16 protein-coding genes are annotated in these 26,994 nt (G+C 71.7%); 10 read left to right on the top strand and 6 right to left on the bottom strand.

All coding sequences use genetic code 11. The features are described from left to right. Positions 1-37: 37 nt before the first annotated feature. Positions 38-1,423, bottom strand: a complete 1,386-nt coding sequence (locus tag NR792_RS00995; RefSeq protein WP_375758203.1) for a hypothetical protein — start codon at positions 1,421-1,423, stop codon at positions 38-40. Positions 1,424-1,521: 98 nt separating this feature from the next. Further along, positions 1,522-2,406, bottom strand: coding sequence for an NAD-dependent epimerase/dehydratase family protein (locus NR792_RS00990; RefSeq protein WP_375758202.1), 885 nt, complete (start codon positions 2,404-2,406; stop codon positions 1,522-1,524). 93 nt (positions 2,407-2,499) lie between these two features. On the opposite strand from NR792_RS00990, the gene NR792_RS00985 reads away from it, so the two are divergent. Next, the gene (locus tag NR792_RS00985; protein ID WP_375758201.1) at positions 2,500-3,420 is read left to right on the top strand and encodes a LysR family transcriptional regulator; all 921 of its coding nucleotides are present in this window, start codon (positions 2,500-2,502) and stop codon (positions 3,418-3,420) included. A 6-nt stretch (positions 3,421-3,426) separates the two neighbouring features. Here NR792_RS00985 and NR792_RS00980 read toward each other — a convergent pair whose 3' ends face one another. Then, positions 3,427-4,512, bottom strand: coding sequence for an aldo/keto reductase (locus tag NR792_RS00980; protein ID WP_375758200.1), 1,086 nt, complete (start codon positions 4,510-4,512; stop codon positions 3,427-3,429). 94 nt (positions 4,513-4,606) lie between these two features. Here NR792_RS00980 and NR792_RS00975 point away from each other — a divergent pair, with 94 nt between their 5' ends. Both NR792_RS00975 and NR792_RS00970 read left to right on the top strand, forming a co-directional pair. Continuing rightward, complete coding sequence (locus tag NR792_RS00975) at positions 4,607-5,014, top strand: MarR family winged helix-turn-helix transcriptional regulator (RefSeq protein ID WP_375758199.1); 408 nt, start codon at positions 4,607-4,609, stop codon at positions 5,012-5,014. 109 nt (positions 5,015-5,123) lie between these two features. Continuing rightward, complete coding sequence (locus NR792_RS00970; RefSeq protein WP_375758198.1) at positions 5,124-6,503, top strand: hypothetical protein; 1,380 nt, start codon at positions 5,124-5,126, stop codon at positions 6,501-6,503. Here the strand turns inward: NR792_RS00970 and NR792_RS00965 are convergent. Together NR792_RS00965 and NR792_RS00960 are read right to left on the bottom strand one after the other, a co-directional pair. Then, on the bottom strand, positions 6,472-6,828 hold the full coding sequence (locus NR792_RS00965; protein WP_375758197.1) for a DUF3817 domain-containing protein: 357 nt from the start codon (positions 6,826-6,828) through the stop codon (positions 6,472-6,474). The genes NR792_RS00970 and NR792_RS00965 overlap by 32 nt on opposite strands. Beyond that, positions 6,825-7,193 (bottom strand): hypothetical protein, encoded by a 369-nt coding sequence (locus NR792_RS00960; RefSeq protein ID WP_375758196.1) that lies wholly within the window; start codon positions 7,191-7,193, stop codon positions 6,825-6,827. The genes NR792_RS00965 and NR792_RS00960 overlap by 4 nt, the downstream gene beginning before the upstream one ends. 146 nt (positions 7,194-7,339) lie before the next feature. Between NR792_RS00960 and NR792_RS00955 the strand changes: the two genes are divergently transcribed. After that, positions 7,340-8,356: a GlxA family transcriptional regulator gene (locus NR792_RS00955; protein ID WP_375758195.1), complete on the top strand. Its 1,017-nt coding sequence runs from the start codon at positions 7,340-7,342 to the stop codon at positions 8,354-8,356. On the opposite strand, the gene NR792_RS00950 is transcribed toward NR792_RS00955, so the two are convergent. After that, positions 8,289-9,221 carry an MBL fold metallo-hydrolase gene (locus tag NR792_RS00950; protein WP_375758194.1) on the bottom strand — a complete coding sequence of 311 codons (933 nt, stop codon included), beginning with the start codon at positions 9,219-9,221 and terminating at the stop codon, positions 8,289-8,291. The genes NR792_RS00955 and NR792_RS00950 overlap by 68 nt on opposite strands. A gap of 112 nt (positions 9,222-9,333) precedes the next feature. Here NR792_RS00950 and NR792_RS00945 point away from each other — a divergent pair, with 112 nt between their 5' ends. The 6 genes from NR792_RS00945 (at position 9,334) to NR792_RS00920 (ending at position 26,968) form a co-directional block, all read left to right on the top strand. Continuing rightward, positions 9,334-10,221 carry a LysR family transcriptional regulator gene (locus tag NR792_RS00945; RefSeq protein ID WP_375758193.1) on the top strand — a complete coding sequence of 296 codons (888 nt, stop codon included), beginning with the start codon at positions 9,334-9,336 and terminating at the stop codon, positions 10,219-10,221. A gap of 39 nt (positions 10,222-10,260) precedes the next feature. Beyond that, positions 10,261-10,848 carry an NYN domain-containing protein gene (locus NR792_RS00940; RefSeq protein WP_375758192.1) on the top strand — a complete coding sequence of 196 codons (588 nt, stop codon included), beginning with the start codon at positions 10,261-10,263 and terminating at the stop codon, positions 10,846-10,848. A 27-nt stretch (positions 10,849-10,875) separates the two neighbouring features. Continuing rightward, positions 10,876-12,624: a DUF885 family protein gene (locus tag NR792_RS00935; protein WP_375758191.1), complete on the top strand. Its 1,749-nt coding sequence runs from the start codon at positions 10,876-10,878 to the stop codon at positions 12,622-12,624. Then, complete coding sequence (locus NR792_RS00930; RefSeq protein ID WP_375758190.1) at positions 12,621-13,499, top strand: alpha/beta hydrolase; 879 nt, start codon at positions 12,621-12,623, stop codon at positions 13,497-13,499. Before NR792_RS00935 ends, NR792_RS00930 begins: the two co-directional genes overlap by 4 nt. 201 nt (positions 13,500-13,700) lie before the next feature. Next, on the top strand, positions 13,701-20,516 hold the full coding sequence (locus NR792_RS00925; RefSeq protein WP_375758189.1) for an amino acid adenylation domain-containing protein: 6,816 nt from the start codon (positions 13,701-13,703) through the stop codon (positions 20,514-20,516). Further along, a complete protein-coding gene (locus tag NR792_RS00920) occupies positions 20,513-26,968 on the top strand; it encodes an amino acid adenylation domain-containing protein (protein ID WP_375758188.1) in 6,456 nt (2,151 codons plus the stop codon). The genes NR792_RS00925 and NR792_RS00920 overlap by 4 nt, the downstream gene beginning before the upstream one ends. The last annotated feature ends 26 nt before the right edge of the window (positions 26,969-26,994 follow it).

The raw sequence follows: 26,994 nt of genomic DNA, 5'->3' as shown, positions 1-26,994 counted from the left end.
GAGGCCTTCCTACACCATCGCGCCCCGCGGGGAGCACTCAGGGCGCGACGTACTCGCGAGGGCGGTAGCCGAGCCGGACCGCTTCCGTCTGCCCGTGCAGCAGCGGGTCCTGGTAGAGGCAGACGGCCCCGGGGAGGTCCTCGCAGCTGGGCGGCCTCATCCGTCCGAGCACCTGGAGGATCAGCGCGTCGGACAGCTCCTGGCCCGCGAAGTGCGCGGACCGCGCGTGGATGAACCGGGACAGGGCCAGGGGCGCGACCCAGGACGTCGTGGCCCGGGTGATGGGGAGGATGTCCACCCCGAAGGCATCCACCTGGAGCAGCGGCGTCCGGTTGTGCTCGAAGGGCCGCTGGGGCAGCACGCCCGTATTCACATACAGGTCCACGTTGGCCTGCCCTGGCCATCCGCCCAGGCCCTCATGCGCGCCCTTCCCTTCCGCGTCCAGCCCGGACTCGAGCACCGTGAAGAACCCCACCCGCAGCCGGTTGGGAAAGGCCTCCGACGCGAAGTCGAAGGGGTTGTCCTCCGGGCTCGCCGCGTCGATGGCGGCCTGGGCCGTGAAGACGCCCGGCGTGTGGAAGAGCGCCGTGTAGATGGGCGTATAGGCCGCCAGCTTCGCGCGCAGCACGCGGTCGTCCGGAAGCGGGCCCTGGCAGGACGCGGACCAGTCCTGGCGCACCGAGGCCAGCGTCACGCCCGAGCTCAGGTTGACGTAGCGCACGCCGTGCGCCGCCATCAGGCCGCGCAGCTCCTCCGCGACGACCGAGGCCTTCGCGCGCAGTCGCTCCAGGGACTCGGGCGTCCCGGAGCCGTCGCAGAACTCCTCCGGAGCGAAGGCGGTGAAGCTCAACGTGTCCAGCAGGACCAGGGGCTGGTGCGGGTTCGTCTCCACCAGCAACGAGAACACGAAGCTGCCGTGGCCCACGCTCTCCATGACCTGGGCGGGGTACGTCTCCGCGAGCGGCGCCGACAGGGTGCGCAGCTCCTCCGCGGGGAGGAAGTCCGGCGTCGCGAACGACTGGAGCGTGCGCGAGAGCGTGGCGGGAAGGCGCCAGGAGAAGGGCACCGGCGCCAGCCGCCCCTGCCCGTCCACCCGGAAGTACCCCCGGAGGCGGTTGTGGTAGCGCAGCGCCCGGAGCGGCAGCGTGGGGAAGTCGTCGATGACGAGGATGGCCTCGCCGCTGTCGTGGCGCATCGCGAACGCGCCAGGGTCGTAGGCGAAGTCCCCCCACTCACACCCCGCACCGTCCGGCCGTTCCCGGAAGCACGTGTCCGCCCGGATGGCCTCGCGCGCCGCATCCAGCCGCGCGGCCAGGACCGGGTTCGTGGGGGGCGCCACCCCGGGAGGGACGGACCCGCCACAGGCGCAGAGCGCCCCCAGCAGCAGCGCGGAGAACCAGGACCAGCGTGGGACGGAGGGCATCACGGGCTCGGTGGAAGGACGGGGTCCCCAGGCATACGGACCGAGCCCCGCATCCGGGCACCGGAAAACCTCCGGCCTCGAGGTGACCGGCCGGGCGCCTACTTCAGCTCCGCGAGCACGTCGAACACGGAGGGCCGGTGCGGCTTCCAGCCCAGGGCGCGGGCCCGCTTCGCGCGGATGCGGCTGTTGGACGCGAGCGCCAGCCGCCCCAGCTCCACGCCCCAGCGCTTCTCCCCTTCCGCCAGCGGCATGCTGGCCACGGGCAGGTGGAGGCTCTTGCCGATGGCGGTCACCACGTCCCGGAAGTTCGCCTCGCCGTTCTCCGCGAAGAAGAACGTCCCGGCCGGCGCGCGCTCCAGCACCAGGAGGTACAGGTCCGCCAGGTCCTCGATGTGCACGTTGGACCAGACGTTCTCTCCCTTCCCGATGTAGCGCGCCGTCCCCGTCTCCCGCGCGTACTGGATGAGCGGCGGCAGTTGCACGCTGTCCGGGTTCAGCCCCAGCCCCTTGCCGTAGATGAGGCACGGGCAGATGACGTTCGTGTGGATGCCGTCCTTCGCGGCGTCCAGCACCGTCCTGTCCAGTGAGATGCGTGCCACCTTCTCCGGCACGGGCTCGACGGGCGTGTCCTCGTCGTGCACGCCGGCCGTCAGCTCGCCGCCCGCGTCGGTGGCGACGATGCTGGAGCCGCTGGTGTGGATGAAGTGCTTGCCGGAGCCTTTCAGCGCGGCGAGCAGCGCCTCCACCACCTTGCGCTCGTCCGCGGACGCCGCGTTGATGACGGCGTCGGCTTCCTTCGCCAGCCGCGCGAGCGCGTCCAGGTCGTCGAAGGAAGCGACCGTCGCCTGGATGCCGCGCGCCTCCAGCGCCCGCGCCTTGTCCGGAGTCCGCGCGGTGCCCACCACCTGGTGCCCCGCCGCCAGCAACCGCGCCGCCACCGACCCGCCGATGTACCCCGTCGCGCCCAACACGAAGACTTTCATGATCCGCTCCCGTGAATGGGAGGAAACCTGCACTGTTCCCCGGTGGACGGGTAGTGGCTTGCCGGGCACATGTCCTGTTCCTAGAGTTCTTGAATGACCCTCATCCAGGAGCCGCTCGCCGGGCTGGGCGCCTTCGTGCGTACGCTCGAGACGGGCAGCTTCAGCGCGGCGGCCCGGGCGCTCGGCGTGTCCCCTTCCGCGGTCAGCAAGACGGTGGCCCGCCTGGAGGGCCGGCTGGGCGTGCTGCTCCTCCAGCGCGGCACGCGGCGGCTCCAGCCCACGCCGGAAGGGCTGTCCCTCTTCGAGCGGGGCCAGCGCATCGTGGCGGAGCTGGAGGCGGCGCAGGGGGAGCTGCGCGAATCAAAGGGCCCCCGGGGCCCGCTGCACGTCACCGCGCCCATGGACCTGGGCCGCTACTGGCTGGTGCCGCGCCTGCCGACGTTCCTCGCCGCATACCCGCAGGTCCAGTGCGCGCTGGGGCTCACGGACCGCTTCATCGACCTGGTGGAGGAGCGCGTGGACGTGGGCCTGCGCATGGGGGAGAGCGCGGATGCGCGGCTCGTCCGCCGGCGGCTGGGCGCGTCGCGCGCGGTCATCTGCGCGTCGCCCGCGTACCTGCGACGGCACGGCACGCCCCGGAGGGTGGCGGACCTCCAGCGCCACGCGTGTCTGGCCTACCTGCGCGACGGCCAGCGCGTCCCGTGGCGGCTGGATGGCACGCCAGTGGACGTGCCCGGCCCGTTCGCGTCCGACAACAACGAGGCCCTGCTGGCACTGGCGATGGAGGGCGTGGGCATCGCGCGCATCCCGGAGTTCGTCGCCGCGCGGGCGCTGGCCTCCGGACAGCTGCGGGCCGTGCTCGGCGAGGTGGACTCGCCGGGGCCCGACGTGTTCGTCGTCTATCCGGAGCGCCGGCACCTGTCGCCCCGCGTCCGCGTGTTCGTGGACTTCGTGGCGGACGCGTTCGCGCGCGAGGAGACGGGGCCGGGCGTGAAGCCCCGGCCCCGGCGGTGAGCGCGGTCAGTAGACCTTGTCGCCCTTCTCCACGCCGAAGGGCGAAGCCGGCATCTGGACGCCGTTCACGGACGTCCCTCCGTTGTGGATGGCGGGGAACATGGGCTCCATGCTCTGCGGGAACCCGAACGTGGGCTTCGTGAGCTCATCCAGCCGGCCCAGCTCCTCGGCCGTGAGCTTCACTTCGGCGGCCTTCAGGTTGTCCTCGAGCTGCGACATGCGCCGCGCGCCGATGATGGTGGAGCCCACGCCCGGCTTCGCCATGACCCAGGCCAGCGCCACGCGCGCCGGGGTGCTCTCGTGCGCGCGGGCGATGGCCTCGAGCGCGTCGACGACGGTGTAGGTCTTCTCGTTCAGGTAGGGCTCGATGAAGGCGCCCCGGTCGCCCTTCAGCTGTCCCGCGTTCGCGCGGGTGTACTTGCCGCTGAGCGCACCGCTCTTGAGCGGCGACCAGGGCGTGATGCCCAGCCCGTGCTCCAGGGCCATGGGCACCAGCTCCTGCTCCACGCTGCGCTCGAGCAGCGAGTATTCGATCTGCAACCCGATGAAGGCGGACCAGCCCCGGAAGCGCGCCGTCATGTTCGCCTCGACGATCTTCCACGCCGGCGTGTCGGAGACGCCGAGGTAGCGGACCTTGCCGGCCCGGACGAGGTCCTCGAGCGCGGCCATCGTCTCGTCGATGGGCGTGTGCTTGTCCCAGTTGTGCAGCCAGTAGAGGTCGATGTAGTCGGTCTGCAGGCGGCGGAGCGAGTTCTCGCAGGCCGCGATGATGGACTTGCGGCCGGAGCCGCCCCCGTTCGGATCCCCGGGGTAGAGGTTCCCGCTGAACTTCGTCGCGATGACCAGCCGGTCGCGCCGGGCCGCGTGCCGCCCGACGTGGTCGCCGATGATCTTCTCGGAGTGGCTCTTCGTGTAGAAGTTCGCCGTGTCGATGAAGTTGCCGCCCAGGTCGATGAAGCGGTCGATGATCCGCTCGGACTCCTCCACGCTGGTGCCCCAGCCGAGGTCTTCACCGAACGTCATCGCACCGAGGCACAGCGGGCTCACGCGAAGGCCGGAGCGGCCGAGCGTCACGTAGTGGCTGAGAGACATGGGGGCTCCTGGGGATGTGTTACCGTTTTGGGGAGGCCGAACTGGTTCAGCCTTAAACTGATTTAATTTTGTACCAATTTCCGCGCAAGGGCCCATGTCGAGAATCGACCCGGCGAAGATCTGGTCGCTGAACTACAACCTGCTGATGTCGGTCATCTCCGGTGTCTCCCCGGACATCTCCAAGTTGGGGCTGGAGATGAAGGAGCTGTTCGTGCTGGCGCAGGTGGAGGAGACGCCCTACCCGGCGGAGCTGGCGGCGACGCTGAGCATGCCCAAGCCGACGGTGACGGTGTACGTGAAGCGGCTGGAGGCGGCGGGCTTCCTGCGCCGGGAGATCGACGCCGAGGACCTGCGCCGGCACCGGCTGCAGGTCACCCCCGCCGGACGCAAGGTGACGGCGCGGGGCCTGGCGCTGCTGTCGGACGCGTTCGGCGCGCGGCTTGGCCGCCTGAGCGCGGCGGAGCAGGCGGAGCTCCGGAGCCTGCTCGAGAAGATGAGCTGACGGCGGCCCGGGGCCGCGGCACGCCCGGCTGCTTGCATCCTGCGTTTCCCCTGGTTGTATTCCCCTCCAATGCCGAGGCGGGTTCGAGCCCGGCGGGGGTTCCCTACACATGCGGACGCGTCGCGCGGGTGAAGTGGTGCTGGGTGCAGTCGTAGGTCTGTGGCTCGCGGCCTGTGGCGGCGGCGACAAGGTGCAGGTCCGGGGGCACGTCACCAACGGTGGCGGTCAGCAGTCGCAGGGGCTTACCGACGGCGCGCCCGCGCTGGGGGGCGACGGGACGGCGGCGGCCACCACCACGGTGCGGATCAGCCGCGTCCTGGCGGCGGGTGACCTGACGACACTGGCCGAGGCCGACGTCGCGGCGGACGGCAGCTACACGCTGGAGCTGGACGACGCGGGGCAGCGGCTGATCATCGAGGCGGTGAACAAGTCCGGCATCACGGTGGGCTCCGCGCTGCTGGACTCCACGGCGCCGCAGTCCGGCCAGGACGTGCGCACGGCGCCGCCCATCACCAGCGAGTCCTCGCTGGAGGCGGAGGTCTACGTCCAGATGGTGCGGGACGGAGAGGCACCGGGCGGCGTGGACACGGTGGACCTGCGCGCGCGGCTGAACGTGGAGCAGGCGACGGCGGTGCGCGGTCAGCTCAAGGAGACGGCGACGGAGTCGGTGGAGGCGCTCGGCGCGGCGGTGCGCGCGGCGCAGGCGACGCGGATCAAGGCGTATGCCCGTGCGGGTGTGGTCATCACGCAGGACCAGCTCTTCAGCGCGTCACTGGACGCGGCGGCGAAGCTGGACGCGGCGCTGGACACGGGTGGGCAGGCGGCGCAGGCGTATGACACGTTCTTCGCGGAGGTGCGCGCGGCCACGCCCCAGGCGAACGACGTGCAGGACCAGCAAGCGGAGCGCGAGGCCAGCGTGGCCTATCGCATGGCGGTGGAGGCTCGGCTGTCGACGGGCGCGGGAATCGCGGTCGCGGACGCGTCGATGCGGGCCGCCGCCGCGTTGGAGGCGCGCGCCACCGAGGCCGCCGTGAAGGCCCTGCTCCAGGGCGCCAGTGCCACCGACACGGTGCTGGCCCAGGCGAACACGGCCGCCATGGCGCTGCGCACGAACCTCTCCGGCGCCTCTTCGGCCGGTGACGCCGCGACGGCATGGACGTCCTACGACGCCCAGCTCGCCACCGGCGGCAGCGCATCCGTGATGGGCACGTACCTGGGGGTCACGAGCAGCAACCAGCTCGCCTTCGACTCCTCGGTGCACGCGGGAGCGCAGGCGGGCGTGGTGCTCGAAGCCACGCTGGGCAGCGTCCTGGAGCAGTCCGGCAAGGCTTCCGCCACGGCGCTCTCTGAAGCGGTGGTCAACGCCTTCACCACCTACGACGCCGCGGTGCGAGGCAACGCCACCGCCACCCTGACGGCCTTCGGCGCCAAGGCGAACACCAGCGTAGAGCTGCTGATCATCTCCGAGGGCTCGTTCCGCCTGCGGTAGGCAGCTCCTGCGACTGAGTGGTGCTGTGGTCACCCGCGCGCTGCTCCTCCCGCCGCAGCGCGCGGTCCAGCACGAAGGTCCCGAACGGCACCAGCGACGCACCGAACGCCGCGAAGGAACGGCGCGCCGGCCAGCCGTGCTCGGAGGCCGCGCGGAACAGCGAGGACACGAAGAGCAGGAAGAGGAGCCCGTGGATGCTTCCGGCGACCCTCACCGCCAGGGGCTGCCCCAGCAGGTACTTCACCGGCATCGCGATGAAGAGCAGCCCCAGGAAGGACATCCCCTCCAGGAAGGCCACCCACCGCAGCTGTCTCAGCGCACTCATGTGTCCACCCAGGGCCAGCGCGGCCGGAAGACCATCAACACCAGGACGAGGAAGAACGGCACCGCGGCCATCAGCGCGCCCGGCAGCGTGCGCCGCTCGCGGGTCGCCATGGCCACCAGCGACAGCTGCGACACCAGCGACAGCGCCAGCCCGCCCAGTATCCACGCCTCCGTCAACGCGAGGTTGAACTGGAGCGTGAGCAGGTAGCCCGCCGTCCAGGTCACCACCAGCCCCGGCGACGCGATGGCGTGCACCGCGCGCTTGCGGTCTTGCGACGTCGTCGCGGCCAGCGCCCCCACGAGCCCACCCCCGTAGAGCACCACGCCCACGAACTTCAGCAGGAGCAGCAAGCGGTAGATCAACACGCGAAAACCCTCACCGTGCATCCGTCACACCCCGCCCATATGCCACACGCCCTCCCCGCACCGTGAGTGGCGGAAACGCCATCTTTCGACGACTTCCCGCCATGGGCCGCCTTGGCGGGAACACCCCGCCCTGGCATCTTCCCGCCATGCACACCGTGGCCATCGTCGCGCTGGATGGAGTGGTGCCCTTCGACCTCTCGATTCCCACCGAGGTCTTCCGCCACGTGCGGCTGCCCTTCGGGGGCCCCGGCTATCAGGTCCGCGTCTGCGGCCTGACCCCGGAGGTCCACGCGGGCGCGTTCCGGGTGAAGACCCACCATGGCCTGGGCTCGCTGGCGCGCGCGGACACCATCTTCCTGCCCGGCATCACGGACCTCTCCGCGCCCGTCCCTCCCGCGCTCTTGAAGGCGCTCCGCGCGGCGGCTGGCCGGGGCACGCGCATCGCGTCCATCTGCACGGGGGCGTTCCTCCTGGCCGCGACGGGGCTGCTCGACGGGCTGCGCGCGACCACGCACTGGATGGCCGCGGAGGAGCTGGCCCGGCGCCATCCCGCCATCCAGGTGGATCCGAACGTCCTCTACGTCGACAACGGCCAACTCCTCACCTCCGCGGGCGCGGCGGCGGGGCTGGACCTCTGCCTCCACCTGGTGCGGCGCGACCATGGCGCCGCGGTGGCGGCGGACGCGGCGAGGCTGGCCGTGATGCCGCTGGAGCGGGACGGCGGCCAGTCCCAGTTCATCACCCACGTGCCCCCCGCGCCCGAAGGCGCGTCGCTGGAGCCGCTCCTGCACTGGATGGAGGACCACCTGCACCGGCCCCTCACGCTCCAGGCCCTCGCCCGGAAGGCCGCGCTGAGCGAGCGCACCCTGAGCCGCCGCTTCCGGGAGCAGACCGGCACCACGCCCCTCCAGTGGCTCCTCCACGCCCGCGTGCGCCGCGCCCAGCACCTGCTGGAGACCACCGGCCAGTCCGTGGAGGCCATCGCGGAGAAGGTGGGCTTCGGCTCGCTCACCACCTTCCGCGAACACTTCCAGCGCTTCGTCACCACCAGCCCCCTCGCCTACCGCCGCGCGTTCCGGGGAGGCCTGGAGGGCCTCAGTGCTGGTGGCCGAAGCGCACCTCCACCTGCGGGTGCGCGGCGACGAACGCGCGCAGCTTCCTGAAGCTCTCCACGCTCCGGGGCCCGTCCTGCGTGAAGGTGCCCGGCTCCACGTCGTGCTCCCAGCCCCAGCGCGTGTGGCTGGCATCTCCCAGGAGCAGCACCGGCCCCTTCGTGGAGCGCACGAGGTACGCGGTGCTGCCCGGCGTGTGCCCCGGCACCCAGAGCGCCCACACGGAAGCGTCCCCGAAGACGTCCACCGCGCCGTCGAAGAGGCCCTTCGGGTCGGCCGTGTAGTTCCACTCCGACAACGCCGGCTTGCCCTCCAGCGCGCGGTCCGTGGCGCCCTGCACCAGCAGGTTCACGAAGGCGCGGCTGCCCGCCTCGCCCGGGCCGGTGAAGACGGGCGTCCCCGCCGGCGCGTCCGCCATGCCGCTGATGTGGTCCGGGTGCAGGTGCGTGAGGAAGACGCCGGAGAGCGGCTGGGGCTGCTTCGCCAGCCACTCGCCCAGCGGCGCCAGCACCTTCATCTTCTCCATGTGCATCGCGCTCGCCACGACGCCTCGCAACGCCGAGCGCTCGGGCGCGTCCCGCAGCGCCGTCTCCACGCCGGTGTCCACGATGTACAGCCCGCGCGTCGGGTGGCGCAGCGCGTGGAAGAAGACCTGGATGGGCTCGTCCCCGTCCTCCAGGTGCGCCGCCTCCGCCACCGGGTGGTCCAGGTTGATGAGACCGCTCCGGTCCACGGCCCAGTCGCACGACGCCACGGTCTCCAGCTCCACCGGTCCCGGCGCGTCCAGCTGCGCGAGCAGCGCATCCGCGGGCCGCGTCACGCCGAGCGCGGACTTCTGGACGGCATGGGAGGACGTGGCGCAGCCAGTGGTGAAACCCACGACGGACAGGCAGAGCGCGAGCAGGGAGGACTTCATGGCGGGGACTCCTTCTTGCCGGCCCGGGGCACCGGGCGTTCGGGACAGGCGGCAAGATGCGGGATGCACCCGTGGATGGAAATTGACGAAAACGGCATGATGCCATCCATTCATGGATATCTCCTGGGACGACGCCCGGCTGTTCCTCGCCATCGCGGAGACGGGCAGCTTCAGCGCGGCGGCACGGCGGCTGCGCATCGGTCAGCCCACGGTGAGCCGCAGGCTGGCCGCGCTGGAGTACGCGGTGGGCTCGGCGCTGTTCCGCCGGAGCGTGGATGGCGCGGCGCTCACCTCCGCCGGTGAGCGGCTGCTCGTGCCCGCGAAGAAGATGGCGGAGTGGGCCGGAGAGCTGCACCGCGCGGCGGAGTCCGCGGACAGCTCACCCCGGGGCATCGTGCGCGTGACGGCCACGCCCTACCTGAGCTTCGACTTCGTGGCCCCCTTCGCCGCCTTCGTCGCCCAGAAGCACCCGGGCCTGCGCCTGGAGGTGCAGTCGCAGGTTCAGTACCTGGACCTGGGGCGCGGCGAGGCGGACCTCGCGCTGCGCGGGCGGCCTCCCACGAGCGCGGACCTCAAGCTCGTGGACACGCTGGAGGTCCCCAACGCCGTCTTCGTGTCCAAGGCCTTGAAGGCCCGGCTGCCCAAGAAGGTCACGCTCCAGCAGCTGCCCTGGGTGGCGTGGGCGCCGCCCTTCGAAGCCGTCCCGCCCAACCCCCAGCTGGAGTCGATGGTCCCCGGCTTCAGCCCGTCCTTCACGGCGGACAGCTACCTGGTGATGCTCGCGGCGGCGGAGGCCGGCCTGGGCGCCATGGTGATGGCGCGCATGGCGCACCGCTTCACACGCCCGACGCAGCTCGTCCCCCTGGAGCTGGACCTGGGCCCCTTCTCCCGGAGCCAGACGCACCTCGTGTGCGCGAGGTCCGCGCTGGATATTCCCCGCGTGCGGCGCGTGTCGGAGCTGCTGTTGGAGGAGTTCCAACGGATTCGCATGGGTCGATGAAAACCCACAACGGCCAGCAGCCCGCGTATGGTGTCCGCCATGCAATCCGCCCGTCCCGCCGCCGCATCCTACGTCCTCATCGACGCCGAGAACGTCGACTGGGCCGTCTCCAACATCGTCGGGCGCAAGCCCGAGCCCCAGGACCGGGTGCAGTTCGACCGGCTCGTCGCCTTCTGCGACACCTACTTCCCCAAGCCGGTGCGCTGCGTGGTGGTGCTCAACGCGCGCGGGGAGCAGCTGCCGGACGCGATGATTGGCTTCGTGCGCGCGCTGAAGTCCGCGGGCTGTGAGGTCGCGCTCCTGCACGGCCGGCCGGATCAGAAGGTCGTGGACCTGGGCATCCTCAAGCTGCTGGAGAACATCCGCACCCAGCGCCCGGGAGCGGCGGTGGGCCTGGCCAGCCACGACGGCGCGGACTTCGCGGAGGCGCTCAAGCCCCTGCTGGAGGAGAAGCGCCAGGTCGCCGTGCTGGGCCTGCGCGAGTACGTGAGCCAGCGCTTCCGCGAGCTCACCCCGATGGGCCTGAAGGTCGTGGACCTGGAGCTCAACGCCCGCGTCTTCCAGCGTCCCCTGCCCCGGCTCCTGCCGGTCAACGTGGACGAGTTCGATCCTTCGCTGTTCGTCTAGTCGCGCTTCCCACTCCGGAGTCCGTCCATGTCATCCGAGTCCGTCCCCCGGCGCGGTGCCGCCTCCGCTTCGCTGCATGCCCTGCTCGAAGCGGAGTGGCAGTACTCCCTCCAGCAGTACCCCACCTATGCGTCGCTGCTGGGGGACCGGCGCTGGAATGACAGGTGGGACGACCTGAGCCTCGCCGCGCTGGAGGCGGATCACCGGCACAGCCAGGACGTGCTGCGCCGGCTCCAGGACGTGGACCGCGCCGGGCTGGACAGCGACGCGGACCGGCTGCACCTGGACCTCTTCCGCCGGATGCACGAGACGTGGATTGAGGAGTACGGGGTGAAGTCACACCTCTTGCCCCTCAACCAGATGGGCGGCCTGCCGGAGGGGCTCAAGCAGCCGCCGGGGCTCCAGACGGCGTACCAGCTCGCGGACACCCTGCGCTTCGAGACGGTGCGGGACTACGAGGACTGGGTGAAGCGGCTGGAGCGCTTCGGCGCCTACGCGGATCAGGTGGTGGCGCTGATGCGCGAGGGCATGCGCCAGCACCGCATCCACCCGCGCATCGTGCTCCAGCGCATCCCGCCGCAGCTGGAGCGGCAGGTGGTGAAGGACCCGACGCGGAGCGGCTTCTACGGGCCCTTCACCCGCATGCCCAAGGACATCCCGGCGGAGGACGCGCGGAGGCTCCAGCAGGCGGGCCGTGACGCCATCGCGAACACCGTGGTCCCCGCGCTCCAGCGCGCGCTGGACTTCGTCACCACGGAGTACCTGCCCGCGGCCCCGGAGACCGTGGGCGTGTGGCAGTTCCCGGACGGCGAGGCGATGTACACGGTGCTCGCGCGCCGGCACACGACGACGCGGCTGACGCCCGAAGAAATCCATGCGATGGGGCTCGCGGAGGTGACGCGGCTGCGCGCGGAGCTGGACGGGGTGATGGCTCGCACGGGCTTCACCGGCACGCGGCAGGCCTTCTTCGAGAAGCTGCGCACGGAAGCGCGCTTCTACGAGCCCACGGGTGAGTCGCTGCTCGCGCGCTACCGGGCCCTGACGAAGCGCATCGACCCGCTGCTCACGCGGCTGTTCCGCACGATGCCGAAGAAGCCCTACGTCGTCGAACCCATCCCGGAGGCCATGGCCCCGGACGTGACGACGGGCTTCTACTTCCCGGCCTCCGCGGACGGCTCGCGGCCGGGCACCTTCCAGGTGAACCTCTACCGGCCGGAGACGCGGCCCGTCTGGGAGATGGTGCCCCTGACGCTGCACGAGGCCGTGCCCGGCCACCACTTCCAGGTGTCCCTGGCCTCCGAGCAGACCGACGTGCCGGACTTCCGCCGCTTCACGTCCTACGTGGCCTTCGACGAGGGCTGGGCGCTCTACGCGGAGTCGCTGGGCGACGAGCTGGGCCTGTACGACGACCCGCACGACAAGTTCGGCCAGCTGGCCTACGAGATGTGGCGCGCGGTGCGGCTGGTGGTGGACACCGGCCTGCACGCGAAGCGGTGGACGCGGAAGCAGGCGCTGGACTTCTTCATGGAGAACGCGCCGCGCCAGGAGCTGGACGTCACCAACGAGGTGGACCGCTACATCGCGTGGCCGGGCCAGGCGCTGGCGTACAAGGTCGGCCAGCTGCGGATCCGCGCCCTGCGCGACCGGGCGGAGGCCGCATTGGGCAAGCGCTTCGACGTGAAGGCCTTCCATGATCAGGTGCTGCTGACGGGCTCGCTGCCGCTGGACGTGCTGGAGGCGAAGATCGACGCGTGGGTGGCGCGGGAGTCCGCGTGAAGCGTCCGCTCGTCGCCGGGCTGGTGCTGGGCGGCGTGGCCCTGCTGGCGATGGCGGCGTGGGTCGCGGTGCGCAGCGCGCGCTACATCTCCCAGGAGGTGCACCCGCCCCGGCAGCCGGTGGGGAGCCCTCCGCGGGAAGCGGAGCTCGCGGGCCTGCGCGACGTGGCGTTCCAGGACCGCGACGGCCTCCAGCTCAAGGGCTGGTACCTGCCGCCGCGCGACGGGGCGCTCGTCGTCCTGGTCCATGGCCTGTCAGGCAACCGCACGCAGCTCCTGCCCGAGGCCCGGTTCCTGGCGCAGGCCGGGTACGGGCTGGTGCTCTTCGACCTGGGCGCCCATGGGGAGAGCGACGGAACGGTGTCCACCTACGGGGACCGCGAGGCGGCCCAGGTGCGGGCGGCGGTGGACTTCGCCACGCGTCAGCCGGAGGTGGACGCGAAGCGCATCGGCGCACTCGGGTTCTCGCTGGGGGGCTACTCGGTGCTGAAGGCCGCGGCGGAGGATCCGCGCCTCAAGGCCGTGGTGGTGGAGGCCGCGGCCGTCGCTCCCGCGCAGGCGCTCCAGGATGAGCTGGGACACTGGGGCCCCCTGGGCCTGTGGCCGGCGCTGGGGGTGATGAAGCGCGCGGGCGTGGACGTGAACGCCGTCCAACCCGCGCGGGACATGGCCGCGTTGGCGGGCCGTCCCGTCCTGCTGGTGGCCGGCGCGATGGACCCCTGGGTGCCGGACGCCGCGCTGGATGACCTGCTGCGCCAAGGTCAAGGCCCCTGGGAGAAGTGGCGCGTGCCGGGGGCGGGGCACGAAAGCTACCTCCAGGCCTCGCCGGAAGAATATCCACGCAGGGTGTTGGCGTTCTTTTCGCGCTTTCTCTGAATGCGATGGCTGGAGGGCGGCCAAGAGGCCGTCCGGCTGTAAGGAATCTGCCCGGGCGCGATCATTCCTTTCCAGGCATGGCATGCTGCATGACCGGGTTGGACGGCCTCTCCCATCCACATCAATTTCAAGTGTTCGGAACCGGAAGGTCGGATGACCGTGGGGGATATGTCCGTGGATGCAGCGCTCATGCAGACAGTGGTGGCGCGTTTCACTGCGCAAGCGTCCCGGACGCCTGACGCCGAGGCGGTCCGGTTCGAGGGCGCGGGGCTGACGTACGCGGCGTTGGACCGTCGCTCCAACCAGCTCGCGCACCACCTGCGCAGCCTGGGCGTCACCACGGACGTGCTCGTCGGCGTGTGCCTGGAGCGCTCGGTGGAGATGGTGGTGGCGGTGCTGGCCGTGCTCAAGGCGGGCGGCGCGTATCTGCCATTGGATCCGGCCTACCCCGCGCCGCGTCTGGCTTTCATGCTGGAGGACGCGAAGGCGCCGGTGCTGCTCACCCAGGCGAAGCTGCGCGCGGGCCTGCCTGCCTTCGCGGGTCCGGTGCTGTGCCTGGATGAATCCCCTGCCCTCTTCGCCGCCGACGCCCCGGCCTCGCCGGTGGACGCGTCGAGCCTGGAGGGGCTGGCCTACGCCATCTACACGTCGGGCTCCACGGGTACGCCCAAGGGCGTGGCCATGGGACACCGGCCGCTCGCCAACCTCATCGCGTGGCAGCTGGGCCAGTCCATCGCGGGGCCGGGCACGCGCACGCTGCAGTTCTCCCCGCTGTCCTTCGACGTGTCGTTCCAGGAGCTGTTCGGCACCTGGTGCTCCGGCGGGACGCTGGTGCTGGTGCGGGACGCGCTGCGGCTGGACGCCGTGCTGCTGTTGCAGCTCCTGGCCGACGAGCGCGTGGAGCGGCTGTTCCTGCCCTTCATCGCGCTGCAGAACGTGGCGGAGATCGCCACCTCGCACCAGAAGGTGCCGCCGTCGCTGCGGGAGGTCGTCACCGCGGGCGAGCAGCTCCAGGTGACGCACCACCTGCGCGCGTTCTTCTCCGCGCTGCCGGGCTGCGCGCTGCACAACCACTACGGCCCGTCGGAGACGCACGTCGTCTCCAGCTACGTGCTCCGGGGCTCCCCGGACGCGTGGCCCGCGCTACCGCCCATCGGCAAGGCGCTGGACGGCTGCGAGCTGCTGGTGCTGGACGAGCAGAAGAAGCCCGTGCCGCACGGCGAGTCCGGCGAGCTGTACCTCGCGGGCGTGTGCCTGGCGCGCGGCTATCTGCACCGCGAGGCGCTGACGGCGGAGCGCTTCGTGCCGCACCCGCTCAAGCCCGGCACCAGCGAGCGCGCGTACAAGACGGGCGACCTGGCGCGAGTGCTGCCGGACGGCAACGTGGAGTTCCTGGGCCGCATCGACGGCCAGGTCAAGGTGCGCGGCTACCGCATCGAGCTGGGCGAGATTGAAGTCGCGCTCGGCAGCCACCCGGCGGTGAAGCAGGTGGCGGTGGTGGCGCGCGAGGACGTGCCCGGCGACAAGCGGCTGGTCGCCTACGTCGTCCCGGACGGCACGCTGGAGCACGCGGCCGGGGCGCTGCGGCGCCACCTGTCCACGCGGGTGCCGGACTACATGGTGCCCTCCGCGTTCGTCCTGCTGGAGGCCCTGCCGCGCACGCCCAGCGGCAAGATTGACCGCCGCGCCCTGCCCGCCCCGCTGCCCACGCGGCCGGAGCTGCAGCAGGCGTTCGTCGCGCCGCGCTCGCCGCTGGAGCGCACGCTCGCGGAGGCGTGGGCGCAGCTGTTGCGCATCGACCGGGTGGGCGTGCACGACAGCTTCTTCGAGCTGGGCGGCAACTCGCTGCTCGCGCTCCAGTGCGTGGCGCGGCTGCGGCAGGCGCACGGGCTGGAGATCCCCATCGTCCAGCTGTTCCAGTCCCCCACCGTGGCGCAGCTGGCGGCGGTGCTGAGCGGGGATGCGTCGCGCCCGTCGCTCAAGCAGCTGGCGGAGGCACGGCAGGCGAAGCGCCAGCAGGCCGCGGGCGGCGCGGAGCCGGTGGCCATCATCGGCATGGCGGGCCGCTTCCCCGGCGCGCCCGACGTGGAGACGTTCTGGAAGAACCTGGTGGGCGGCGTGGAGTCCGTCGCCACCTTCACGCGCGAGGAGGTGGATGCGTCCGTCCCCGCCGCCGAGCGTGACGCCCCCGAGTACGTGCGGGCGCGCGGCATCCTGGACGGCGTGGAGCTGTTCGACGCGGCCTTCTTCGGCATCACGCCGAAGGAGGCGCAGGTGATGGATCCGCAGCAGCGCCTGTTCCTGGAGACGGCGTGGGAGGCGCTGGAGTCCGCCGGCTGCGTGCCGGAGACGTATCCCGGCCTCATCGGCGTCTTCGCGGGCACGCACAACAACAGCTATGGGCCGCTGCACGTCCTGCCCCGGCAGGACATCGTGGGCCGGGTGGGCGCCTTCCAGGCGATGGTCGCCAACGAGAAGGACTACGTGGCGACCCGCGTCGCGCACAAGCTGGACCTGCGCGGGCCCGCGCTGTCGCTCAACACCGCGTGCTCCACGTCGCTGGTCGCGGTGGCGCAGGCCTTCTGGGCGCTCCAGACGCACCAGTGCGACGTGGCGCTGGCGGGCGGCGCGTCCGTGACGGTGCCGCAGAAGTCCGGCCACCTGTACCAGGAGGGCGGCATGCTCTCCCAGGACGGGCACTGCCGGCCCTTCGACGCGAACGCCACCGGAACCCTCTTCAGCGACGGCCTGGGCGCGGTGGTGCTCAAGCGCCTGTCGGACGCGCAGGCGGACGGCGACGTCATCCACGCGGTGCTTCGCGGCGTGGGCATCAACAACGACGGCGCGGCCAAGGTGAGCTTCGCGGCGCCGGGCGTGGAGGGCCAGGCCACCGCCATCGCGACGGCGCACGCGAACGCGGGCATCGACCCACGCACCATCCGCTACGTGGAGGCGCACGGCACGGCGACGCCGCTGGGCGACCCCATCGAGGTGGAGGCGCTGTCGCAGGCGTTCCGCGCGCACACCGCGGACACGGGCTTCTGCGCCATCGGTTCGGTGAAGAGCAACTTCGGCCACCTCACCGCCGCGGCGGGCGTGGCGGGCCTGCTCAAGACGGTGCTCGCGCTCAAGCACCGCGAGCTGCCGCCGACGCTGCACTTCCAGGCACCCAACCCGAAGATCGACTTTCCGCGCAGCCCCTTCTTCGTCCAGACGAAGCGCTCCGCCTGGCCGGAGGGCACGGGCCCCCTGCGCGCGGGCGTGAGCTCGTTCGGCGTGGGCGGCACCAACGCGCACGTCGTGGTGGAGGAGGCGCCGGAGCGTCCGGCCTCCGGTCCTTCGAAGCCGCGCCAGCTGCTGACGCTGTCGGCGAAGACGCCCGCGGCGCTGACGCAGGCGGCGCAGCGGCTGGCCGCGCACCTCCAGGCGCATCCGGAGGAATCGCTCGCGGACGTGGCGCACACGCTGGCCACGGGGCGCAAGGCGTTCCCGTTCCGGCGTGCTGTCGTGGCGGGCACGCAGGAGGAGGCCGTGCGGGCGCTGACGGCGGCCGAGCCGGAGGCTTCCGGCCTGGAGTCCACGCCGCCGGTCGCGTTCCTCTTCCCGGGTCAGGGCTCGCAGCATCCGGACATGGCGCACGGGCTGTACCGCCACGCGCCGGCCTTCCGCGCCACGGTGGATGCGTGCGCGGAGGTGCTCAAGCCGCTGCTCGGGCGCGACCTGCGCGAGGTGCTCTTCCCGAAGGCCCCCGAGTCGCCCGAGGCCTCCGAGGCGCTGCGCCAGACGTCGTTCGCGCAGGCGGCCCTCTTCACCGTGGAGTACGCGCTCGCGCAGCTCTGGTGGAGCTGGGGCGTGCGGCCGGACGCGCTCGTGGGCCACAGCGTGGGCGAGTTCGTCGCCGCGTGCCTCGCGGGCGTCTTCACGCTGGAGGACGCGCTGCACCTGGTGGCGAAGCGCGGCCTGCTCATGCAGGCGCAGGCGCCGGGCAGCATGCTGTCGGTGCGCCTGTCCGCGGACGCGGTGGCGCCCCGGCTGACGGACGGGCTGGCCATCGCGTCGGACAACGGGCCGCGCCTGTGCGTGGTGTCCGGGCCCACGGAGGCCGTGCAGCGGCTCCAGGCCGCGCTGGAGGCGGAGGGCACCCCGTGCCGGCTGCTCCAGACGTCGCACGCGTTCCACTCGCCGATGATGGACGCCGCGGTGGCGCCGTTCCTGGAGACGGTGAAGGGCATGCGCCTGTCCGAGCCGCGCATCCCCATCGTCTCCACGGCGACGGGCACGTGGCTGAAGGCCTCCGAGGCGACGTCGCCCGAGTACTGGGCGCGGCACCTGCGCGACACGGTGCGCTTCTCGCCCGCGCTGCGCACGCTCTGGGACAAGGGCGACCACCTGCTGCTGGAGGTGGGCCCGCGCGTGACGCTCGCCACGCTGGCGCGGCAGCAGGCCACGGCCGACCAGCGCTCGCGGGTCTTCACCTCCCTGGGCGAGTCCAGCGGCGACGCAGCCGACTGGAGCGCCCTCCTCAACGCCGCGGGCCAGCTCTGGCGCCGGGGCGTGGCCCTGGACTGGCGGGCCTTCCACGCCGACGAGCAGCGCCAGCGCGTCACCCTTCCTACGTATCCCTTCCAGCGGCAGCGCCACTGGATCGACCTCGAGCGGGCGTCCGTGCCCGCCCCCACACCCTCCACCGGAGTCGCCGTGAGTCCCGCCCCTGTTCCCCGTGCCGAGCGTCTTGTCCCCACCCTGCGCACCCTGTTCGAGGAGCTGAGCGGCCTGGAGCTGGCCGACGCGGATCCGGGCTCAAGCTTCCTGGAGCTGGGGCTCGACTCGCTGGTGCTGACGCAGGCGGCGCTCGCGGTGCAGAAGCAGTTCGGCGTGAAGGTGACGTTCCGGCAGCTGCTGGAGGAGGTCCCGTCGCTGGGCCAGCTCGCCGCGTTCCTCGACGGCCGCATGCCCCCGGAGGCCGCGCCGGTGGCCGCCGCCGCGCCGACCGCGCAGCTCACCGCGAACATCCTCGGCCAGCCGCAGGTCGCCACGTCCGCGGGCGCCGCGTTCCCGGCGCAGGCGGCTGCTGGGGGTGCCTTCGCGCAGGGCGTGCCTGCCGGCGCTGCGTTCCCGGCGCAGGCCATGCCCGCGGGTGCCGCGTTCCCGGCGCAGGCCATGGCAGGTGCCTTCCAGGCGCAGGCGCTGGCAGCACCCGCTGGGACGCTCCAGGCGGTCGTCGCGCAGCAGCTCTGGCTGATGACCCAGCAGCTCGCGCTCCTATCCGGTCAGCCCGCGCAGGCGCTGGCCCCGCAGTCCTTCGCCCCGGCTCCCGCCGCGCAGGCCCCGTCCGAGCCGGTGGCCGCGCAGCCGCAGGCCTCGCAGAACACGGCCGCGCAGCCCCAGGCCACGCAGCCCGCGCCCGCCCCGGCCGCCGCGTCCGATGAGGCCGACCTCAAGGGCCCGGTGAAGTACGACGTGAAGAAGGCCTTCGGCGCCATCGCGCGCATCAGCCTCGCGCCGAAGGACTCGCTCACGCCCCGCCAGCAGACGTTCCTGGAGGACTTCACCCGCCGCTACACGACGAAGACGCAGGGCTCCAAGCGCTCCGCCCAGGAGAACCGGAGCCAGCTGTCGGATCCGCGCGTGGTGACGGGCTTCCGTCCGCTGCTCAAGGAGCTCATCTACCCGCTGGCCGTGAACCGCTCCAAGGGCTCCAAGCTCTGGGACGTGGACGGCAACGAGTACCTGGACGCGCTCAACGGCTTCGGCTCCGTGATGTTCGGCCACGCGCCGGACTTCATCACCCAGGCCGTGCACAAGCAGGTGGACGACGGCTACGAGCTGGGGCCCATGCACCCCTTGGCCGGCGAGGTCGCCAAGCTCGTCTGTGAGTTCACCGGCGCGGACCGCGCGGCGCTCTGCAACACCGGCTCCGAGGCCGTGATGGGCGCGCTGCGAATCGCCCGCACCGTCACCGGCCGCAGCACCGTGGCCATCTTCTCCGGCAGCTACCACGGCATCTTCGACGAGGTGCTGGTGCGCGGCACCAAGAGCCTGCGCACCGTGCCGGCCGCCCCGGGCATCATGGCGGGCGCGGTGCAGGACGTGCTCGTGCTGGACTACGGCACGCCGGAGTCGCTCGAAATCCTGCGCTCCCGCGCGGACTCACTGGCGGCCATCATGGTGGAGCCCGTGCAGAGCCGCCGCCCGGACTTCCAGCCGCGCGAGTTCCTGCACCAGCTGCGCGACCTCACGCAGAAGTCCGGCTCCGTCTACATCTTCGACGAGGTCATCACCGGCTTCCGCATGCACCCGGGCGGTGCCCAGGCGGTGTTCGGCGTGCAGGCGGACGTGGCCACCTACGGCAAGGTCGTGGGCGGCGGCATGCCCATCGGCGTCATCGCGGGCAAGCGCCCGTTCATGGACGCGCTGGACGGCGGCCACTGGCAGTTCGGTGACGACTCCGTGCCCACCGTGGGTGTGACGTACTTCGCCGGCACGTTCGTGCGCCACCCGCTGGCGCTCGCCGCCGCGAAGGCCGCGCTGGAGCACATGAAGGCCGCGGGCCCGGAGCTCCAGCGCAGCGTGAGCGCCAAGGCGGACCGGCTCGCCAGCACGCTCAACGCGTTCTTCGACGAGGTGGGCGCCCCGCTGCGCATCAAGCACTTCGGGTCGCTGTGGAAGACGTTCGTCACGGCGGACGTCGCGAACGCGGACCTGCTGTTCTGCCTGCTGCGCGACAAGGGCATCCACATCTGGGATGGCTTCCCGTGCTTCTTCACGACCGCGCACTCGGATGCGGACGTGCAGCGCCTCATCACCGCGTTCCAGGACAGCGTCACGGAGCTGCAGGACGCGGGCTTCCTGCCCGGCACGGCGCGGCCCCAGCCGCAGGCCCCCGCCGCGTTCGATTCCAACCAGCCCCCCGTCCCCGGCGCCCGCCTGGGGCGTGATCCGCAGGGCAACCCCGCCTGGTTCGTCCCGCACCCCACGGTGCCCGGCAAGTTCGTCAAGCTGAGCGAGACCCGATGAAGACCCCCGACTCCCCGACGCAGGACCTGCCCGACGATTTCGATCCCTTCGCCGGGCCCGCGCTGCTGCTCACCGCGCCGTCCACCGAGCCCCAGCGCGAGGTGTGGACCGGCGTGCAGATGGGCCCGGACGCGTCGTGCGCCTTCAACGAATCCATGTCCGTGCGGCTGCAAGGCCCCCTGGACGTCGAGGGCCTGCGCGCCGCGCTCCAGGACCTGATGGCGCGGCACGAAGCGCTGCGCACCACGTTCAGCGCGGATGGCCTCACGCTGTGCGTCGCCGCCGCCACGCCCCTCTTGCTGGAGGTCGTGTCGCTGGACGCGCTGCCGCCCTCCGAGCGCGACGCCCGCGTCCGCGAGCTCGTCACCCACGAGGTGGAGACACCGCTGCCCCTGGAGACCGGGCCGCTCCTGCGCCCGCGCCTGGCGCGGCTGTCCGCCCAGGAGCACCTGCTGACGCTGACCGCGCACCACATCGTGTGCGACGGCTGGTCCATGGCGGTGATGCTGCGCGACCTGGCGGCGTTCTACTCGGCGCACGTGCGGCGCACCCCGCCCACGCTCTCGCCCGCGCCCACGTTCAGCGACTACGCGCGCGCGCAGGCGCAGCTGGCCACGACGCCGGAGTACGCGGAGCACGAGCGCTACTGGCTGAAGCAGTTCTCCGGCACGCTGCCGGTGCTGGAGCTGCCGCTCGACAAGCGCCGTCCGCCGTCCAAGACGTACAGCTCGCGGCGTGAGGACTACGTCCTGGAGCCCGCGCTCGTGGAGCAGCTCAAGCGCGTGGGTGCGCGCCACGGCGGCAGCTTCTTCACCACGCTGCTGGCGGGCTTCAAGGCGCTGCTGCACCGGCTGACGGGGCTGGAAGACGTGGTGGTGGCCATCCCCGCCGCGGGCCAGTCCGTGGCCGGGCTGAAGGACCTGGTGGGCCACTGCGTGAACGCGCTGCCCCTGCGCAGCAACGTCGCCGCGGAGGCGCCCTTCACGCAGGTGCTCAAGCAGCTGCGCACCACGATGCTCGATGCCTACGAGCACCAGGAGTACACGTTCGGCACGCTGCTCAAGCAGCTGGCGCTGCCGCGCGACCCCAGCCGGCTGCCGCTGGTCAACGTGCTGTTCAACGTGGACCAGGCCGTCACGGGTGAGCAGCTCGCGTTCCAGGGCCTCACCTGCACCCTGGCGAGCAACCCGCGCCACTTCGAGAACTTCGACCTCTTCATCAACGCGGCCGAGGCCCATGGCCGCGTGGTGCTGGAGTGCCAGTACAACACCGACCTCTTCGACGGCTCCACGGTCCGCCGCTGGATGGCGTGTTACGAAGAATTGCTGCGCGGCGTGGTCGCCGACGCGGAAAGTCCCGTGTCGCGCCTGCCGCTCTTGCCCGCCGCGGAGAAGCAGCGCGTGCTGGTGGACTGGAACGCCACCGCGAAGCCGTTCGACCGCGAGGCCTTCGTCCACACGCTCGTGGCCGCCCAGGCCCGGGCCACGCCCGACGCGGTGGCCCTGCGCTCCGGCGCCGTGACGCTCACGTACCAGCAACTGCTCCAGCGCGCCCATCAGGTGGCGCATGCGCTGAAGCAGGAGGGCGTTGCCCCCGGAAGCCTCGTCGGCCTCTTCACGAATCGCGGCGCGGACATGGTGGTGGGGCTGCTGGGCATCCTCGAGGCCGGCGCGGGCTACGTGCCGCTGGACCCTGGCTTCCCGGCTGAACGCCTCGCCTTCATGGTCGAGGACGCGAAGCTCTCCACCATCCTCACGCAGCAGGCCCTGGTGGCGGCCCTACCGTCCACCAGCGTGAAGCCCCTGCTCATCGAGGACACGGCGTCGCAGCCGGAGTCCGCGCTGCCTGCGCAGGACGTCTCTCCGGAGGCCGTGGCGTACGTCATCTACACGTCGGGTTCGACGGGCAAGCCGAAGGGCGTGCGCGTACCGCACCGGGCGGTGGTGAACTTCCTGGGCACCATGCAGGAGGCCCCGGGCCTCTCCTCGCAGGACGTGCTGCTGGCCGTCACCACGCTCTCCTTCGACATCGCCGTGCTGGAGCTGCTGCTGCCGCTCACCACCGGTGCCCAGGTGGTGCTCGCCTCCCGCGACACCGCTTCCGACGGTGCACTGCTCAAGGCGGCGCTGGAAGCCAACGCCGTCACCGTCATGCAGGCCACGCCCTCCACCTGGCGCCTGCTGCTGGAGGCCGGCTGGCAGCCGCGTCCGGGCTTCAAGGCCCTGTGCGGCGGTGAGGCCCTTCCGCGTGAGCTGGCCGAGGCGCTGCTCGCCCGCGTCGCCAGCCTCTGGAACATGTACGGCCCCACGGAGACCACCGTCTGGTCCACCACCTGGCGCGTGCAGCCTCCCCTCTCCTCCATCCGCATCGGCCGGCCCATCGCCAACACCCAGCTCTACCTCCTCGACGCGCACCTGGCCCCCGTGCCGGTGGGCGTCGCGGGCGAGCTGTACATCGGCGGCGACGGCGTGACGCTGGGCTACCTCCACCGGCCGGAGCTGACGCAGGAGCGCTTCCTGCCCAACCCCTTCCGCCCTGGCGAGCGCATGTACCGCACGGGCGACCTGGCCCGGTGGCTGGCGGACGGCACGGTGGAGTACCTGGGCCGCAATGACTCGCAGGTGAAGCTGCGCGGCTTCCGCATTGAGCTGGGCGAAATCGAGGCGGCGTTGGCCTCGCATCCGTCCCTGGCCCAGGCCGTCGCCCTCGTGCGCGAGGATCGCCCTGGCGACCGTCGCCTCGTCGCGTACCTCATCGCCCGGCCCGGGCAGACGACGCCCTCGGATGAAGTCCTCCGCGCGCACCTCAAGCAGGGGCTGCCGGAGTACATGGTGCCGCAGCACTTCGTGGCCCTACCCGCGCTGCCGCTCACGCCGAACGGCAAGGTGGACCGCAAGGCCCTTCCGTCGCCGCAGGTGGAGTCGCAGGAGGACGCCTACGTCGCGCCTCGCGACGAGACGGAGCAGAAGCTCGCGGCCATCTTCGCGGACGTGCTGGGGCTGCGCCGGGTGAGCGTCACGGCGGACTTCTTCCGTCTGGGCGGCCACTCGCTGCTGGCGTCGCAGGCCCTCACGCGCGCGAGCCGGGACCTGGACGTCAGCCTCACGCTGCGCCGCATGTTCGAGGCGCCCACCGTGGAGAAGCTGGCCCGGCTGGTGCGCGGCGACGATGGGGCCGCGAGCCCCGCGCAGCGCATCTCGCCCCGCGCCGGCACCGAGCCCGCGCCGCTGTCCCTCATGCAGCAGCGGCTGTGGTTCCTGGAGCAGCTCAACCCGGGCACCGCCGTCTACAACCTGCCCTCCGCGTTCCGCCTCCACGGCGCGCTGGACGTGGGCGCGCTGCGCTTCAGCTTCAACAAGCTGCTGGAGCGCCAGGCGTCCCTGCGCACCTTCGTGCGGTGGGATGAGGGCACGCCGGTGCAGCACGTGGCTCCGGAGCTGACGGTGGAGCTGGAGCCGGTGGACCTGGAGTCCGTCCCCGCGAACACGCGCGAGGAGGACCTGCTGCGCCGCCTCCAGGCGCTGGCGGACGAGTCCATCCCCATCACGGCGCCGCCGCTGTTCCGGCTGACGCTGTTCCGGCTGGGTGCCACCGAGCACGTCCTCTTCTTCATGCCCCATCACCTCATCTGGGATGGGTGGTCGTTCGACGTGTTCCTGCGCGAGCTGGACATCATCTACTCCGCGCTCACCCGGGGCCAGGAGCCCCACCTCCCCACCCTGCCCATCCAGTACGCGGACTTCACCGAGTGGCACCGCAACTGGCTCCAGGGCGAGGAGCTGGAGCGCCAGGCGCGCTACTGGAAGGGGAAGCTCTCCGGGAACCTGCCCGCGCTGGAGCTGCCCACGGACAAGCCGCGCCCCGCGCAGATGAGCCTCAAGGGCGGCACCGAGCCCTTCGTGCTCACCGGCGCGGAGGTGGACGCGCTCACGAAGCTGGGCCGCGAGTCCAACGCCACGCTGTACATGGTGCTGCTCACGGCGTTCAAGACGCTGCTGCACCGCTACAGCGGCCAGGAAGACCTGGTCGTGGGAACGCCCATCCGCGGCCGCTCGCATCCGGAGGTCGAGGACCTGCTGGGCTTCTTCGTCAACACGCTCGTCCTGCGCACGCAGCTGGCGCCGGAGCTGACGTTCCGGCAGCTCCTGGAGCGCGTGCGCACCACGTGCATGGAGGCGTTCGGCCACCAGGACATGCCCATCGAGCTGCTGATGCAGCAGCTGGGGGTGCAGCGCGACCTGAGCCGCACGCCGCTGTTCCAGACGTTCTTCACCTTCCAGGACGTCCGCAACCGTGGCTCCAGCCTGGGTGACCTCACCTACGGCCAGGTGCACGTGCACGCGCACGCGACGCCACTGGACCTGAGCTTCTGGGTGAAGGAGACGGCCAACGGCATCGTCGGCGGCATGGACTACAACACCGACCTGTTCGAGCGGGACACCGTCGTCCGCATGCTCGAGCAGATCCGCACGCTGCTGCGGGCCGCGCTGTCCGACGCGGGAGTCCCCGTTTCGAGCCTGCCGCTGTTGCCCGAGGCGGAGAAGCAGCGTGTGCTGGTGGACTGGAACGCCACCGAGAGGCCGTTCGACCGGAGCGCCTTCGTCCACACGCTCGTCGCCGCGCAGGCCCAGGCCACGCCCGACGCTGTGGCCCTGCGCTCCGGCGCCGTGACGCTCACCTACCGTCAGCTCCTGCAGCGCAGCCACCAGGTGGCGAACGCGCTCAAGCAGGAGGGGGTCACGCCGGGAAGCCTCGTCGGCCTCTTCACCGAGCGCGGTCCGGACATGGTGGTGGGCCTGCTGGGCATCCTGGAAGCGGGCGCGGGCTACGTGCCGCTCGACCCCGGCTTCCCGCCCGAGCGCCTGTCCTTCATGGTCGAGGACGCGAAGCTGTCGCTCATCGTCACGCAGCGCGCGATCCAGGGCACCCTGCCCTCCACCACGGCGAAGGCCCTCCTCGTCGAGGACACCACGTCGCAGGCGGACACGGCCCCCGAGGTTCCCGGCGTCACGCCCGAAGCTGTGGCGTACGTCATCTACACGTCGGGTTCGACGGGCAAGCCGAAGGGCGTGCGCGTGCCGCACCGGGCGGTGGTGAACTTCCTGGGCACCATGCAGGAGGCCCCGGGCCTCTCCTCGCAGGACGTGCTGCTGGCCGTCACCACGCTCTCCTTCGACATCGCCGTGCTGGAGCTGCTGCTGCCCCTCACCACCGGTGCCCAGGTGGTGCTCGCCTCCCGCGACACCGCCTCCGACGGCGCGCTGCTCAAGGCGGCGCTGGAAGCCAACGCCGTCACCGTCATGCAGGCCACGCCCTCCACCTGGCGCCTGCTGCTGGAGGCCGGCTGGCAGCCGCGTCCGGGCTTCAAGGCCCTGTGCGGCGGCGAAGCCCTTCCGCGAGAGCTGGCCGAGGCGCTGCTCGCCCGCGTCGCCAGCCTCTGGAACATGTACGGCCCCACGGAGACCACCGTCTGGTCCACCACCTGGCGCGTGCAGCCTCCCCTCTCCTCCATCCGCATCGGCCGCCCCATCGCCAACACCCAGCTCTACCTCCTCGACGCGCACCTGGCCCCCGTGCCGGTGGGCGTCGCGGGCGAGCTGTACATCGGCGGCGACGGCGTGACGCTGGGCTACCTGCACCGGCCGGAATTGACGCAGGAGCGCTTCCTGCCCAACCCCTTCCGCCCTGGCGAGCGCATGTACCGCACGGGCGACCTCGCCCGGTGGCTGGCGGACGGCACGGTGGAGTACCTGGGCCGCAATGACTCGCAGGTGAAGCTGCGTGGCTTCCGCATCGAGCTGGGCGAAGTCGAGGCGGCGCTGGCCTCGCACCCGTCCCTGGCCCAGGCCGTCGCCCTCGTGCGCGAGGATCGCCCGGGCGACCGCCGCCTCGTCGCGTACCTCGTGACGAAGCCGGGACAGGCCTACACGGACACGGAGCTCCGCAAGCACCTGCGCACGCAGCTGCCGCAGTACATGGTGCCGCAGCACTTCGTGGAGCTGGAGGCGCTGCCGCTCACGCCGAACGGCAAGGTGGACCGCAAGGCCCTGCCGCCCCCGGCGGGCACCACGCGTCCCGTCGAGGACGCCTTCGTCGCGCCGCGCACGCCGGCGGAGCAGCACCTGGCGCGCATCTGGAGGGAGGTGCTGGGCATCGCGCAGGTGGGCGTGCACGACAACTTCTTCAACATCGGCGGGCACTCGCTCCTGTCGTTCCAGGTGGTGATGCGCGTCCGGAAGGAGCTGAACCAGGAGCTGCACCCGCGCACGCTCCTGCTCAACACGCTGGAGCAGGTGGCCTCGCAGCTCGCGCCCGTGGTGCCGACCGCTGCCTCGACCGCCAGGACGCAGCCCATCACGCCGCCAAAGACTGCCGCCCAGGAGACTTCTGTTCCCCTGGCGCAACGCTTGTTCAATAAGCTGAAGCGGAACCTGCCGGGGCGCTCGGACTGAGCGCCCCTCCGAGGAGAATGGTCAGA

Source organism: Corallococcus exercitus, assembly GCF_042231735.1.
Lineage (GTDB): Bacteria > Myxococcota > Myxococcia > Myxococcales > Myxococcaceae > Corallococcus > Corallococcus exercitus_B.
The sequence above is the reverse complement of the archived record's forward strand: the minus strand, read 5'-3'. Positions and strand labels throughout refer to the sequence as shown.

Bases quoted from the DNA above. Each gene is read 5' to 3' on its own strand.
- NR792_RS00995 (WP_375758203.1), bottom strand. From the start codon at position 1,423: ATGCCCTCCGTCCCACGCTGGTCCTGGTTCTCCGCGCTGCTGCTGGGG.
- NR792_RS00990 (WP_375758202.1), bottom strand. From the start codon at position 2,406: ATGAAAGTCTTCGTGTTGGGCGCGACGGGGTACATCGGCGGGTCGGTG.
- NR792_RS00985 (WP_375758201.1), top strand. From the start codon at position 2,500: ATGACCCTCATCCAGGAGCCGCTCGCCGGGCTGGGCGCCTTCGTGCGT.
- NR792_RS00980 (WP_375758200.1), bottom strand. From the start codon at position 4,512: ATGTCTCTCAGCCACTACGTGACGCTCGGCCGCTCCGGCCTTCGCGTG.
- NR792_RS00975 (WP_375758199.1), top strand. From the start codon at position 4,607: ATGTCGAGAATCGACCCGGCGAAGATCTGGTCGCTGAACTACAACCTG.
- NR792_RS00970 (WP_375758198.1), top strand. From the start codon at position 5,124: ATGCGGACGCGTCGCGCGGGTGAAGTGGTGCTGGGTGCAGTCGTAGGT.
- NR792_RS00965 (WP_375758197.1), bottom strand. From the start codon at position 6,828: ATGAGTGCGCTGAGACAGCTGCGGTGGGTGGCCTTCCTGGAGGGGATG.
- NR792_RS00955 (WP_375758195.1), top strand. From the start codon at position 7,340: ATGCACACCGTGGCCATCGTCGCGCTGGATGGAGTGGTGCCCTTCGAC.
- NR792_RS00950 (WP_375758194.1), bottom strand. From the start codon at position 9,221: ATGAAGTCCTCCCTGCTCGCGCTCTGCCTGTCCGTCGTGGGTTTCACC.
- NR792_RS00945 (WP_375758193.1), top strand. From the start codon at position 9,334: ATGGATATCTCCTGGGACGACGCCCGGCTGTTCCTCGCCATCGCGGAG.
- NR792_RS00940 (WP_375758192.1), top strand. From the start codon at position 10,261: ATGCAATCCGCCCGTCCCGCCGCCGCATCCTACGTCCTCATCGACGCC.
- NR792_RS00935 (WP_375758191.1), top strand. From the start codon at position 10,876: ATGTCATCCGAGTCCGTCCCCCGGCGCGGTGCCGCCTCCGCTTCGCTG.
- NR792_RS00920 (WP_375758188.1), top strand. From the start codon at position 20,513: ATGAAGACCCCCGACTCCCCGACGCAGGACCTGCCCGACGATTTCGAT.